The sequence below is a fragment of the Bacteroides clarus genome (genome assembly GCF_015555825.1).
In the GTDB taxonomy this organism is placed as follows: Bacteria; Bacteroidota; Bacteroidia; order Bacteroidales; family Bacteroidaceae; genus Bacteroides; species Bacteroides clarus.
In genome coordinates, this window is sequence record NZ_JADNLF010000013.1 from 1 (window position 1) to 15148 (window position 15148).

Annotated in this window: 11 protein-coding genes; all 11 read left to right on the forward strand. The window is 39.5% G+C overall.

Going from position 1 to position 15148, the window contains the following annotated elements:
* Positions 1 to 350 precede the first annotated feature (350 nt).
* The 11 genes from I2F54_RS13515 (at position 351) to I2F54_RS13565 (ending at position 15077) form a co-directional block, all read left to right on the forward strand.
* Entirely contained in the window at positions 351 to 2123 is a 1773-nt protein-coding gene (locus I2F54_RS13515) for a YVTN family beta-propeller repeat-containing protein (RefSeq protein WP_229097199.1), read from the forward strand.
* Between the two features lie 25 nt (positions 2124 to 2148).
* The gene (locus I2F54_RS13520; protein ID WP_229097200.1) at positions 2149 to 3303 is read left to right on the forward strand and encodes a chorismate transformation enzyme, FkbO/Hyg5 family; all 1155 of its coding nucleotides are present in this window, start codon (positions 2149 to 2151) and stop codon (positions 3301 to 3303) included.
* Positions 3304 to 3332: 29 nt separating this feature from the next.
* The gene (locus I2F54_RS13525; protein WP_022218111.1) at positions 3333 to 4013 is read left to right on the forward strand and encodes a cupin domain-containing protein; all 681 of its coding nucleotides are present in this window, start codon (positions 3333 to 3335) and stop codon (positions 4011 to 4013) included.
* 13 nt (positions 4014 to 4026) lie between these two features.
* The gene (locus I2F54_RS13530; RefSeq protein ID WP_022218110.1) at positions 4027 to 4341 is read left to right on the forward strand and encodes a VOC family protein; all 315 of its coding nucleotides are present in this window, start codon (positions 4027 to 4029) and stop codon (positions 4339 to 4341) included.
* Between the two features lie 18 nt (positions 4342 to 4359).
* Entirely contained in the window at positions 4360 to 5367 is a 1008-nt protein-coding gene (locus tag I2F54_RS13535) for a dihydroxyacetone kinase subunit DhaK (protein WP_009120459.1), read from the forward strand.
* Positions 5368 to 5369: 2 nt separating this feature from the next.
* Positions 5370 to 5984 carry a DAK2 domain-containing protein gene (locus tag I2F54_RS13540; RefSeq protein ID WP_022218109.1) on the forward strand — a complete coding sequence of 205 codons (615 nt, stop codon included), beginning with the start codon at positions 5370 to 5372 and terminating at the stop codon, positions 5982 to 5984.
* A gap of 36 nt (positions 5985 to 6020) precedes the next feature.
* Positions 6021 to 6896 carry a 3-hydroxy-5-phosphonooxypentane-2,4-dione thiolase gene (gene lsrF / locus I2F54_RS13545; RefSeq protein WP_022218108.1) on the forward strand — a complete coding sequence of 292 codons (876 nt, stop codon included), beginning with the start codon at positions 6021 to 6023 and terminating at the stop codon, positions 6894 to 6896.
* 25 nt (positions 6897 to 6921) lie between these two features.
* Positions 6922 to 7818, forward strand: coding sequence for a beta-propeller domain-containing protein (locus I2F54_RS13550; protein ID WP_009120456.1), 897 nt, complete (start codon positions 6922 to 6924; stop codon positions 7816 to 7818).
* 24 nt (positions 7819 to 7842) lie between these two features.
* Positions 7843 to 11835, forward strand: coding sequence for an SUMF1/EgtB/PvdO family nonheme iron enzyme (locus I2F54_RS13555; RefSeq protein ID WP_195501466.1), 3993 nt, complete (start codon positions 7843 to 7845; stop codon positions 11833 to 11835).
* A 68-nt stretch (positions 11836 to 11903) separates the two neighbouring features.
* Entirely contained in the window at positions 11904 to 12662 is a 759-nt protein-coding gene (locus I2F54_RS13560) for a DAHP synthetase I family protein (RefSeq protein WP_022218106.1), read from the forward strand.
* 96 nt (positions 12663 to 12758) lie between these two features.
* Positions 12759 to 15077 carry a cytochrome c biogenesis protein CcsA gene (locus I2F54_RS13565; protein WP_195501467.1) on the forward strand — a complete coding sequence of 773 codons (2319 nt, stop codon included), beginning with the start codon at positions 12759 to 12761 and terminating at the stop codon, positions 15075 to 15077.
* The last annotated feature ends 71 nt before the right edge of the window (positions 15078 to 15148 follow it).

Consider the following 15148-nt stretch of genomic DNA (forward strand, 5'->3'; position numbering starts at 1 on the left):
GGAATAGATAATCCACAGTCGGTAACCGGATAGCCTGCAATTATAAAATGAGAATTTAAACCTTATGTTTCATTTGCCATCTATATAATTTCATTTTTCTCATTTTTTTAAGATACTATATGGAGTAGTACATTTTGAATTTGTTCAAATCAATATTAAGTCAGGAAACTAAGATGGCTGTCTTAAAGTATTTCTATCTATGCCTTCAAACAGATTATACCTAATATTTGATACACAATTGCAATTCAATGAGACGTTATTGATACTCATAAAAAGGTGTTTGCGCTATTTTTGTGAATTGAAAATAACGACTAAATTTAATGTCTATGATATGTAAAAATTACAATTTTATGAAAGCGGTTTTGTTGGTGACTGTATCGGTTGCCTCTTTATTTGCTTTTACTACACATACGGTCGAACAACCGGAAGGCACCCCTTTGTTTATTACAAGTATTGCTCCCTATAAGTCAGGAATGATTGTTGCACAGAAAGGTGTTCGTAAAGTAACACTTTATTCGTCCAATTATAAAGAACGTTTACATGAATGGGAACTAAATGAGATACCGACAGGAGTGACTGTGGATGGTGAGCAGATTATTACGACGGTTGCCGGTGAAAATGAAAACGGTGTTTATCTTTTGTCGGCTTCCGTACCCTCAGAAAAATGTTTTATAAAGACTGCTTCAGGTGCCTGTGCCCCATTAGTAGATACCCGTTCGGGAAAATTATATGTTTGTAATCAGTTTGCAGGAACAATTTCAGAAATAGACCGGAAAGGAAAGAAAGAATTGCGTACAGTGCGTGTATTGCGTGAACCGAAATCTATCGTATTGGATCCGGAAGGGAGATATTTGTTTGTAGCTAATTTTCTTCCGTCACAACGTGCGGATGTAGATACGGTGGCAGCTTGTGTTTCTGTTATTGATATTGCAAGTTTTGAAAAAATAAAAGATATACAGTTGGCTAATGGCAGTAATGCACTGCGAGGTATGACACTTTCTCCTGACAACCGTTATCTGTTGGTGACGCATAATTTGGGTCGTTTTCAGGTTCCGACTTCACAGCTGCAACAAGGATGGATGAATACAAGTGCTGTGAGCCTTGTCAATGTGCAAACATTGAATTTTGAAGGTGCAGTATTGTTGGATGAACCGGAACGCGGTGCTGCCGGTATTTGGGACGTAAAGTGTACGAATGATAAAATTGTAATCAGCCATTCGGGTACTCATGAAATTAGTGTGATTGATTATCAGGAATTTATACAAAAGTTTGAACAATATCCTCAAAAGGATGCTTTGGCGTATGATTTGAGGTTCCTTTATGGTATCCGTCAACGGATTCCTTTAGTTGGTAATGGCCCCAGATGCTTTATTATTAAAGAGGAGCATGCAATCGTACCTACTTATTTTTCAGATACATTAAATATTGTTGATTTGAATACAATTGATATTCAGTCTATTGCTATGGTGAAGAATAGGGTGGAGAGTAGTATTAATAAAGGTGAGAAATATTTTAATGATGCTGCGTATTGTTTTCAAAACTGGCAGTCTTGCAATGGTTGTCATCCCGGGGATGCCCGCATGGATGCAATGAATTGGGATTTGATGAATGATGGAATTGGCAATTCTAAGAATTGTAAAAGTTTATTATTATCTCATGTTACTCCGCCGGCTATGATTTCGGGAATACGCGCTTCTTCTTATGTCGCTGTCCGTACAGGATACAAATATATCCAGTTTATTGATCTTCCGGAGGAATTCGCTACTTGTGTTGATGAGTATTTATTATCATTAAAGCCTCTTCCAAGTCCTTTTTTGATAAACGGCGAACTTTCTGAGAAAGCAAAGCGGGGACGTAAAGTTTTTGAAAAATTTAAATGTGACGAATGTCATTCCGGTCCGTATTATACTGATATGCAGCTGCATCGAATTGGAGAGGACGTAGAGTTTGAGAAAGGTTGGGATACCCCTACTTTGCGTGAAGTATGGCGTACCGCTCCTTACTTGTTTGATGGAAGAGCAGCTACTATGAAAGAGGTTTTTGAGGTGTATAAACATGGTATTGATAAAAAGATATCATCGAAAGAAGCTGATGAATTGGCCGAGTATGTAAATTCACTTTGATGATTATGTGATGAATGACGGGAATATGGTAACGACGGAACAACATATAGAAATTATACATCGTTTTTATCAAGTGGAGAAAGCTTCCTTTGAAGAAATGACAGCATATTTGCTTACTGAATATTTGGCAACTTATATGCCGGTACGCATGGTTTTCTTTGGAGCATCGGCGGATAATAGCGAATATATAGCTCAGTTTAATTATTTAAGAAAGACGGTTAAAAAGTTTTTTGGGGATAAGCAACCGATAGTAAGTTATGTAGCTCAACCTGTCGATACCGGTGGTATGGCTATGGAGATACATGAACTGGTGCTGACAGGGCAGGATATGGTCATTTATCAGAAATGTGCAGATATCCCCTATATAGTAGTGGAACGTAAAGGATATAAGCGCTTATTTTTGGGAGGAGTTACCGGAGATGTGTTACATCAGAATATTCGTGAGCAATCGGATGATGTTTTTAGTCGTATCCGACAGGTACTTGATACTGAGCAGATACCTGTTTCTTCGATTGTACGTCAATGGAATTATATTGAAAAAATTACTAACTATGATAATGTGGGACATCAGCATTATCAGGATTTTAATGATGCCCGTTCTCTGTTTTATACAAATGTGGAATGGGAAACAGGCTATCCTGCCGCTACAGGTATCGGAACTCAGTGCGGGGGAATTATGGTAGATATGGATGTGCTGCTTTGCAAGGATGAAACGATTTTGTTAACAGGAGTGGATAACCCTCTTCAAGTGGCTGCGCATGCCTATTCCCAGCAGGTATTATTAGGTGAGACAATTTTACAAGCAAAGACAACTCCTAAATTTGAACGTGCTAAAGCCATATGGAAAGAAGATCATGGTTTTATTTACATTTCAGGGACTGCCGCAATTCGTGGGGAACAGAGTTTGGAAGGGGTTGGTATTGAAGAACAAACTTTAATAACTCTTGAAAATATAGATTATTTGGTTTCCAATGAGAATCTGCAACGAGCAGGGATTCCAGTTACTAAAAAGGGAGAGCTTACCAATTTTCGTGTATATGTGAAGTATTGGAAGGACTTAGATAAGGTGAGAAGAATATTGGAAGCAAAGTATCCGAAATTACCTGTTATTTATACACTGACAGATGTATGTCGTTCAGAATTGCTGATAGAAATAGAAGGGGTGGGACTATTACAATAAATAAAATTTTAATAAATAAAACTGAGAAAATGAAAGTAAAGAAAGTATTAACATTGGCAATAATTGCCGTTTGCAGTATGGGAATGGTTTCTTGTACAGCAGAAACTAAAAAAACAGAACAAGTTATGGCACAGGAAAAGACTACGTATCAGAAGAAGTACACGAATGCTGATTTTTACAAAGATGGCAAGTTTGATCAAGAAGCTGCAAAAAAAGCTTTTCTTGATATGTTTGATTTCTATGGTGTTCCTTTTACTCCACTAATGGAGAAGGATATCTGGTTTACGGATTTCGGGTTAGGTGATTTCGAACATGTAGGTATGGGTGGTATTTTCTGGATTAATGATCCTGAATATGGCTATTTTGCTCATAATATTTATTTATTGCCGGGACAGATGATTCCGGAACATGCACATGTTAAGACAAAGTTCCCTGCAAAACATGAATCATGGATGGTTAATCATGGTTGGGTTTATAACTTTTCCGAACTTGGAGATGAAACCCCAAATGCCCCTGAGGTTCCTGCAAGCCATGGCCCTATTAAGAGCAAAAATTTTGTTGTACAGAAAGTGGGGGATGTTTTGCGTCTGAAACAATTGGAATCATATCATTTTATGATGGCCGGTCCTGAAGGTGCTATTGTTGAGGAATGGGCATGTTATCATGACAATGATGGTTTACGTTTCACAAATACAAAAGCTGCTTTATAATAAATGTAATACCATGAGAAAGATAAATCATATTGGAATCCCGGTTCAGAAGCCGGTTTCCGGGGAGGTGTATAATGAGGGGATGCAAGTGTACCTGACAGATTTTACAAAGAGTCCCAATAAAATAGAGTTTCTTCGTTTTGATAAAGACAGTTGGATGCCGGAGAAGATTCAGACATTGGCTCATATCGCTTATGAAGTTGACAATTTGGATGGTGAGCTGGAGAATGCAAAGGTTTTGCTTCCCAAAACTATTGTGAATGAGCATCTGACGATTGCTTTTATCGAAGAAGAGGGCATTGCGTTGGAGTTAATGCAGTTTAATTAATATAAATAACAGGAAACTATGATTCATAAATTTATAAATGATCCGGATAATCTTACTTCTGAACTATTGGAAGGTTATGTAATGGCATATAGCGATCAGGTGGCTATTGGCGGAGAAAATATAATTGTACGTGCGCATGCCAAGTCGGAGGATAAAGTAGCCATAATTACTCTGGGAGGTTCAGGCCATGAACCGGCTTTGAGCGGATTTGTCGGTGACGGTATGTTGGACTGCTCGGTTGTAGGGGATATTTTTGCAGCGCCGGGTGCTCAGCGTGTTTTTCAGGCACTGCAATTATTCAAGCGTGAAGCCGGTATATTGTTGGTTGTTTTAAATCATTCCGGTGACGTGATGAGTGCCAACATGGCATGTCAGTTGGCGGAACGTGTAGGAATTAAAGTAAAGACTATTTTGACGCATGATGATATTAGTGCAGGTTTGGATACGCCTGACGAAGATCGACGTGGTTTGGCCGGTTGTATTCCATTGATTAAAATAGTAGGTGCAGCTGCTGAGGAAGGTAAGTCTTTAGATGAAATTATTGAAATAGGTGAACGTTTTAACAAAAAGGTTGCAACGCTGGCTGTTGCCATGAAGTCTTGTACTCATCCTCAGAACGGAATGATGATTTCTGAGTTGCCCGACGGGGAAATAGAAATTGGAATGGGACAACATGGCGAAGGTGGCGGTGGACGCAAACAATTAGTATCTGCTGATGAAACAGCAGAGGAAATGATTGGTTTGCTTATGAAGAAATTACAACCGAAAGCTGGTGATAAAGCATTACTGATTATTAATGGTGTCGGTGCTACTACTCACATGGAAATGAACATCGTTTATCGTAAAGCACATCAAGTTCTTGAGAATGCAGGTATTGAAGTAGTATCAAGCCGTATCGGTGAGTTGTTGACCGTTCAGGAACAGGCAGGCTTTCAAATGATTTGCGGTTTATTGGATGCGGATCATGTTGATTATTTGAATAACAAGATGTCGAATGCTCCATATTGGACAACTATTGGTAAGTAGGCATGGATAAATTAACAGTAGAAGATTTTAAAAAGATGCTCCGTAATGCGTTGACATGCATTACGGAACGTGCTGATGAGTTTTCGCAACTGGATGCGGTATTAGGAGACGGTGATCATGGAACGGCTATCGTTCAGGCAATGTCCGCTATTGTTGAGTCCGCCGAAAAAGGTACGGAGTTTAAAACCATGTTGAATGATATGGGATTTAATGTCATGTTGCAAATCAGCGGTTCTACCAGTACTCTGTTAGGCGGATTTTTCCTGGGTATGAGCGATTGTGCAGAGGGAAAGGAATTGGATGTGGAAGCTGTGAAAAGAATGTTTGCGGGAGGTTTGTCCGGTGTAAAGAAACAGACTAAAGCCCAGCGTGGTGACAAAACAATGATGGATGCATTAATTCCTGCAGTAGAGGCAATGCAGGCTGTTGAAACTGAAGATGTAAAAGTTGTTTTGACAATGGGTGCCCAAGCTGCTTTGAAAGGTGCGGAAGCAACCAAAGATATGAAAGCGAATTTCGGGCGTGCCCGTAATTATGGCGAACGTTCTATTGGTTATGCTGATTCGGGAGCTTCATCCTGGTCTTGTATGTTTGATGCTTTTGCAAAGGCGCTATAAATAGAATAAAAGATAGAAAGATAAAAAGATAAGAAAATGGCTGATTTAGATGATTTGAGAGAAGGCTGTAATTTTGGTTTAGGAATTCAGACAGCCGATAGGAGTTTTCATGTAAAAGGTGCAGAAAATCTTCCTTGGGGGATGAAGGACCGCCTATCCCGTATTTTTAATCCAAAGACAGGTAAGACTGTGATGCTTGCTTGTGATCATGGTTTTATTATGGGACCTACTTCCGGTTTGGAGCGTATAGATTTAAATATTGTTCCATTGATTGAATATGCGGATTGTTTGATGTGTACGCGTGGCATCCTTCGTTCTGTGATACCACCTACTGCTAATAAGCCAATTTGTTTACGTTCGGATGCGGGCACTTCTATCCTGACATCATTAAATGATAATGTATTGATTGATGTTGAAGACGCTATTCGTATGAACGTATCAGCAATGGCAGTTATGTTGGCTATTGGAGACACTGAGCATGAAGCTACTACTGTAGCCAACCTGTATAAGGCCGTAGATAAAGGTACCCGTTATGGTATTCCGGTAATGGGAGTAACTGCTGTAGGCAAGGATATGGCACGTGATGCACGTTATTTTGGATTGGCTTCTCGTATAGCTGCAGAGAACGGTGCCAATATTGTAAAAACCTATTATTGTGATGGTTTTGAAAAAGTAGCTGCTGCCTGTCCTGTACCGGTAGTGATTGCCGGTGGTAAGAAGTTGCCGGAACTGGAAGCGCTTGAACTTTGCTATAATGCTATTAATGAAGGTGCTGCAGGTGTAGATATGGGGCGGAATGTATTTCAGTCGGAGGCTCCGGCTGCAATGATACAGGCGGTTAGCGCCGTGGTACACGATAATATGAAGCCGATACAGGCTTTTGAATTGTTTAATGAACTGAAGAGTAAGTAACAACGATTACTTAAAAAAGAAGGTAATGAGGCTTTATTTATTAGTTATAGCCGTTTGGATATGTGGTTTTCGGGCGGCGGCACAGGATAAAATCCTGGTCGCTGGCTCAGGAAATCCGTTTGTACAACTTGTGGATAAACAAACCGGTAAAGTGGAATGGCAGCATGCTTTGGAAAAAGGGGAAGAATGTAATACAGTTGCTTTAACCAACGAAGGTAATGTGTTATATTCTTATAAACGAGGTGCTAAAGTGGTGACATGGGATCACCGGGTAATATGGGATTATCAGGTATCCGGTAAGGCTGAACTTCAATCTGCGACTTTGTTACGTAATGGTGGTATTTTGCTAGGTATCTGTGGTAACCCGGCTGAGTTTATCGAATTAGATAAGGATGGGAGAGAAATAAATAAAACTAAAATTGATTTGGGAATAGACAAGCCGCACAGCCAATTCCGACAGATATTCCAGCTTAAGAATAAGAATTATCTGATTCCGGTGATGGCAAAACAGAAGATAATGGAAATAAATCGGAAAGGAAGACTCGTAGCCGAATACGATATAACTGGAAAGGCATTTTCTTCACTGGAGTTAACAGACGGTAATTTACTGTTACCTTGTGGGGACAATCATTGTTATATAATAGTGGATCGATATACAGGGAAAGAATTAAAGCGAGTTACAAGTGATGATATAAAAGGTGCTTCACTTTGGTTTGTTGCACAAATACTGGAACTGAAAAATAAAAACTTACTGATATGTAATTGGGGGGGGCATACGAAAGGTACCATAGTCGATGTACCGCAATTGATTGAGATTGATAAAGACGGTAATGTGGTATGGACTTTGAATAATAAGCAAGATATAGATAAAGTTTCTACTGCATGTTATTTGGAAGGTTTCCACTTACCCGACTTGAAATAGAAAATTAACTTTAAACAAAGTATTATGAATAAGAAACTGATAGTAATGTCTGTGTGTATTGCTTTATCGCTCCCGATTATGGCTCAGCGGAAAGTAAAGACAAAGGTTAATGCACCTGCTACATGGGCGGAAAGTATTGCGGCAGCTAAAAAACAAGCAAATTCAGAAATGCAGAGGACCTGTTTACCGGTTGTTTCACAAGTGATAAAAGCGAAAACTGCAGCAGTTCCTTTTACTGCAGATGTGACAGGATTGGAGGAAATGGTACTATATACTTGGGGTACTGTAGATGGTACCAACGATGATCAGGCTGTATGGGCTAATGCTAAACTTATTGCGGCAGACGGCTCTTCTATTTGGTTGAATGATTTGAAAGATACATTCAAAAATACTGGCAGCGGTCGTCTTCGTTTTAATGAGAATGCGAAGGGACAGACGGTTATAATGCGAGGTAAACAGTATAGACGTACGATTATGGCTAATGCGAATTCACAAATAGTGGTTCCTCTGAATAAACGCTATGTACGGTTTGAGGCTGAAATCGGGTTAGAGAATCGTTCTTCGTCCGGTACGGCTGTTTTTCGTTTGCAAGGTATTACAGGTGCGGAAGCTGCAACTGATATTATAAAAAAATATCCTATGGAATCTACCCAGTTCCTGCCTTTTGCCGGTAGTGATATGAAGGCCTTGATTACTACTAATGATGCATCCATAGAAAAACATATAGCGACAGCTGTTGTAGATTTGTTGAATGATAAATCCTATTTTACTGCACAAATAGCTCAAGTTACCGCCAAGACTTCTTTGGATGAGCAGGTAATTGGATATTTGAATGTGGCTCAAGACGCAATGAAAGTCTACCAATTACAAAATGCATTAAGCTGGCTCAATATACGTGCGATTGAAGAAGCGTACAATGATATGGCTAAATCAAAAACTTTTGATAAAGTAGCCAATCAGGCTAAATTAGTACAACTGAAACAACTTATAGCAAGTGGATTTTCAGGTATTTATAAAAATGATGCGGCCTCTTTACAAGCTGCTAGTAAAGCTTTAAGTTTGAAAAGAGAGATATTGTTGGCAAATCCTGTTTTGGATATAGATAAGATTATAGTAGGCCGTTATAAAATTGGTACTACAGCCCGTCAGGTAAATCCTCGTGCATTGGGTACCCAGAATAACAATTGGTCTAACCAAACCTCTGCATCCCGTGGTGGGTTTAATGCGGAAATAGCAGAATTATCTAATTTGCGTGGTGATATTAAGACGCGTACAATTTTCAAACCTAATAACGGTTCCTCTGTTCCCGATTTGAAATTACATTGGGATGCTGAGCGTTTGATGTTCTCTATGGTAGATACAGACAAACGTTGGCAAGTTTTTGAAGTGAAGTTGGATGGTACAGGATTAAAGAAGTTGATTGAAACTCCTGAAAAAGATTTAGAATTTTTTGATGCTACTTATCTGCCTTCCGGTAAGATTATTGCGGTTTCCAATATTGGTTATAATGGTGTCCCGTGCGTAAACGGTAATGACGAAGTCGGTAATATGTGTTTGTACGATCCGAAGGATGGTTCATTACGTCGTTTAACTTTTGATCAAGATGCCAACTGGGCTCCTACAGTGATGAATAACGGGCGTATCATGTATACTCGTTGGGAATATACAGATCTGACTCACTATTTTTCCCGCTTTGTCATGCATATGAATCCGGATGGAACCGAACAAAAGTCATTATATGGTAGCGGTTCTTATTTTCCGAATAGTACTTTTGATGCTAAACCTCTTCCCGGACACCCCTCTCAATTCATCGGTGTCATCTCAGGACATCATGGCGTAACGCGTTCAGGACGTTTGATGTTGTTTGATCCGTCTAAGAGTCGTAAATCTGAAAAAGGCATGTTGCAAGAGCTACCTTTCCGTGACCGTAAAATAGAGCCTATTGTCAAAGATCGTTTAGTTGATGGTGTATGGCCACAGTTTATCAAGCCTTATCCCTTGACTGATAAATATTTTTTAGTAACTGCCAAATTGGATGAAAATTCACTTTGGGGTATCTATTTGATTGATGTATATGATAATCTTACATTGATTGTGGAGTTTGAGGGTGAAGGACTGATTTGCCCGATTCCGGTAAAGAAAACTCCAATACCTCCGGTAATACCTGATAAGATTACTCCGGGTAGTAAAGAAGCTACTGTATTTATTCAGGATATATACGAAGGAGAAGGCTTGAAAGGAGTACCTCGAGGTACAGTAAAATCATTCCGGGTATTAGCGTATGAATATGCCTACAATAAAACTCCATCCGATCATTGGGCCCAAGGTGTTCAGAGTGGTTGGGATATTAAACGTCTGTTAGGTACAGTTCCGGTGGAAGAAGATGGTTCGGCGATTTTTAAAATTCCGGCGAATACTCCAATTTCATTACAACCGTTGGATTCGGAAGGGCGTGCTGTTCAGTGGATGCGTAGTTGGCTTACCGGCATGCCTGGTGAAACAGTTTCGTGCGTAGGTTGTCATGAAGACCAAAATCAATTACCAATTCCAAAGCGTGTGAAAGCTTCACAAATAGCTCCACATATTATTGCTAAGCCAGAAGGAGGGCAACGCTCTTTCACTTTTGATCTTGAAATACAGCCTATTTTAGACCGTGCTTGTGTTGCTTGCCATGATGGATCGAATAATTTGGCTGATTTTAGAGGTGGGCGTATTGATAAATTCTCCGGATTTGGTGAAAGTTATCTGAATCTACATCCTTATGTATATCGTCAGGGGCCGGAAGCTGAAATTGAAGTTCTTAATCCCTATGAGTATCATGCTTCTGTCAGTCCGCTTGTGAAAATATTGAAGACGGGGCATCATGGTGTGGAGTTGACTGATAAAGAGTGGAAAATTTTGTATAATTGGATTGATTTCAATGCTCCTTATCATGGAAAGTTTAATGCTAATATTTTTAAAGGTGTAGAACAAATTTCCCGTCGTACGGAGTTAGCTGAAAAGTATGCTAATGCTGGTGTTGATTGGCAGTCCGAACTCCGTTCATATGCCCAATATTTGGAATCACAGGAGAAACCGCTTCCTGTAAAGCCAGAAAAGAGGGAGTTTAAGGATAAAGAAGTAAAAGTAAAAGGGTGGCCTTTTGATAAAAACGTTGCTCAAGCAATGACCATGAAGGGGGGTGATGCCAGGATGAGTATCGAGTTAGCACCGGGTATTAAAATGAATTTCGTTCGTATACCGGCCGGTTCATTTGTGATGGGCAGTAATCGTGGCCATTCAGATTATTCTCCGGCTCATAAACAAGTCGTGAAAAAATCTTTTTGGATGGGAGAGATAGAGGTGAGTAACGAACAGTTCCGTACAATTTTCCCTGAACATGATAGCCGTTTTGACAGACAATTATGGAAGGATCATGTACATCAAGGATATCCAGCTAATAAGCCTGAGCAACCGGCTATTCGTGTCAGTTGGGAAGAAGCAATGGATTTCTGTAAAAAACTGAGTGAAAAAACAGGTAGAAATATAACATTACCTACTGAGGCGCAATGGGAGTGGGCATGTCGTGCTGGTAGTGATGACACTTTTTGGTATGGTTCTTTGAATGCTGATTTCAGTAAATTTGAGAATATGGCAGATAAACAACTGAATAAAATGGCTGTTCGTGGAGTGGATCCTCAACCAATGTCAGAGAATGATTCTTGGTACAAGTATTATACTTATCAGCCTAAAGAAAATGGAGTAGATGACGGTAATATGTTACAAGTAAAAGGTGGCAGTTATCAGGCTAATTCATTTGGCCTATATGATATGCAGGGTAATGTTGCAGAGTGGACCCGCTCAGATTATCTGCCTTATCCTTATAATGAGAAAGCACAAGGTAATGGTATAGAGAAAGTTGTGCGTGGCGGCTCTTGGAATGATCATCCTAAGACTAGTACTGCCTATTATCGCAGGGCTTATCTTCCTTGGCAGAAAGTGTATAACGTTGGTTTCAGGGTGATAATAGAAGAGTGATAAATGACTGATAAACCGACGCTATCCTTAATTTTGAAGGAAATGCGTCGGTTCTTTTTTAGATTGCTATGAGGAAGGAACAGAATAAAATAGGTTTGGTTGCTGGTCCGTGTAGTGCGGAGACTCGTGTACAAATGTTGGAAACGGCAAGAGCCTTGAAGCATATAGGTATTAAAACAATACGTGCCGGATTATGGAAGCCTCGTTCCCGTTTCGGTTCATTTGAAGGAGTAGGCAGTTGTGGATTGGTATGGCTGAATGAGATACAGCAGGAACTGGGACTAAAAGTTATGACTGAGGTGGCTTTGCCTTCTCATGTAGAAGAAACGATGAAGGCCGGGATAGATATGGTATGGATTGGAGCACGTACTACGGTCAATCCATTTATGATGAATGAATTAGCAGAGTCATTGCGTGGCTGTAATATTCCTGTATGGGTGAAAAATCCGGTGTGTCCTGATATTGAGTTGTGGGTTGGTGCTGTGGAACGTCTTCTACATGCCGGTTTGAAAGACATTCGGATAATTCATCGTGGATTTTGTGCGATAGACCATCTTCCTTATCGTAATGTGCCGCTTTGGGAACAGGCAGAGCATTTTCGCACTCGTTTACCAGATATGCCTTTTTATTGTGACCCGAGCCATATAGCGGGAAAACGCGAATTATTATTATCTGTTTGCGAGAAAGCTTTATCTTTGCATGTAGATGGATTGTTTATAGAGTCGCATTGCTGTCCGCAAAAGGCTTTATCAGATGCATCTCAGCAATTGACACCGGATGCTTTGGCTGAACTACTGAATTTGTTAAATGTGCCGATAGAGAAATAATAAGCTATGAGAAAATGCCTCTTTTCCGTTAGATGCTTGTTCGTATCATGGAGAGCTACCCTGATACTGTTAGTAATATATGCAGTTTTATTGGCTATGGCCACATTCATAGAGAAAGTACAAGGGACATCGGTTGCCAGAGAGCTTATTTATAATCAACCGCTTTTTTACTTTCTGCAATTATTAATGGTTTTGCAATTTATTGCAGTAGGTATTCATAAGCGTCTTTGGAGGCAGCGTAAGTATGGTATTGTGTTGCTTCATGTAGCGTTTATCGTGATTTTGGCAGGTGCATTGGTTACAAATATGTTTGGTTTTGAGGGAATTATCCATATTCGTGAAGGAGAAACGACTTCAGTATTACATCAACAGGAGGGGATACGGAAACTTCCTTTTTCTCTTCGTTTAGATGACTTTAATTTAGTACGTTATCCGGGGTCTCATAGTCCGTCTTCTTTTGAAAGCTTTCTGACTGTTTTTTCAGATGACGGAGCCCGTATTGAACACATCTATATGAATAAAGTGATTTATGAACAGGGATACCGACTTTATCAATCCTCTTATGATACTGATGAATTGGGGACCATATTGTCTGTGAATCATGATAACTGGGGAACAGGGATTACATATTTGGGTTATCTGTTGTTGCTTGTGGGGATACTGTTGAGCTTACTTGATTCCAATTCTCATGTTCGTTGGTTGGTTAGGCAGTTAAAAAAAACGGTTCCGATATTGTTATTTTGTTATTTTCCTATGTTTCTTTTTGCACAAGAGAATATAACCGGTCACATGTATGAAAGTACTATTCCAGTTACACAGGCGGAGATGTGGGGACGTATGCAGATTCAATGTTCTACCGGACGTGTTGAGCCAATAAATACATATACCTCTAAATTGCTGCGTAAAATTTATCGTAATGATAATTTCAAAGGACTACGTCCGGAACAGGTTATTTTAGGATTTTTGATAAATCCCGAATATTGGGGGAATGTACCTTTAATCCGTCAAACTAATGTAGAGTTGGCCGAGAAATTAGCATTACCGTCGGATAAATATCTTAAGTTTTTTGATTTGTTTGATGAAGAGGGGCAGTATATTATAGCGGAGGCTGTAGACAGTGCTTATTCACATCCGGTAGCCGAACGCTCACGTATAGAGAAAGATTTGCTGAAATTAGATGAAAGGGTTAATATTCTTTATTCATTGCAACAAGGTAGGATGTTTGCTCTTTTTCCTTTACCGGATGATAGGAATGGTAAGTGGTATTCGCCTAATGATGATTTATCGTTATTTTCCGGTAAAGATTCTATGTTTGTGTCGAAGATCTTTTATTGGTATATAGATGAGGCAGTTAGAGCTTTGGATACACAAGACTGGGCTCAGGCGAATGAAGTTCTGTCTATGATTAATGTGTATCAGCAGAGAAGAAGTTCCGTAGGGTTATTGACGGATAAACAAGTGGCGTGGGAACTCTTTTATAATCGTGCCGATTTATTTTTTCTCTCGGCAATAGGATATATGGGAGTTGGTTTACTTTTACTTTTATTCTCTGTTTGGTGTTTGCTGAAATCCAAACGATGGTTGAGAACTGTTACTGTTGTTTTAATGGTAGCAATCATAGCTTTATTTTTGTTACATACTTTTGGGATAGGGGTTCGTTGGTATATCTCGGGACGGGCTCCTTGGGCAAATGCATATGAGTCCATGATTTACGTTGCATGGGCTACAGCTTTGGCGGGACTTTTATTTATACGTCGTTCATTCATGACATTGGCATTAGCCGCTTTTTTTGCTGGTATTATACTATTTGTGGCTAATCTTAATTTTATGGATCCGGAGATAACTCCTTTAGTACCAGTATTGAAATCTTATTGGTTGATGATTCATGTTGCTGTAATTACGGCAAGTTATGGTTTCTTTGGTATGAGTTTCTTTTTGGGATTACTATCATTGGGATTCATGGCAGTGGGCGAGAGGTCGGCTATATTACAAATCCATATACGTGAATTACGTTTTATAAATGAGATATCCCTTTATATTGGACTATATTTGCTTACAGCAGGTATCTTTCTGGGAGCTGTTTGGGCAAATGAGTCTTGGGGACGTTATTGGGGATGGGATCCGAAAGAAACTTGGGCTCTTATTACTATGATTGTCTATGCTTTTGTTCTGCACGCGCGTTTCATACCGTCGTTACGTTCAGACTATGTGTTTAGCATAATGTCGGTTTTTGCATTATCTTCGGTGTTAATGACCTATTTTGGGGTGAATTATTATTTATCGGGTTTACACTCGTATGGCAGTGGTGATGTGCCACCTGGATTACATATTATATTTTTTGTCTTTAGTGTGATTCTGTTGCTGGTCTTTTATATCGGTTATAAGCAAAGGAAGCTTGGCGAACGGACACTATGATATAAAATTTAAAGTGTTTGGAATAATATCACAAAACTCATTATAGGAAACTGCTTACATTTGACGTCAAA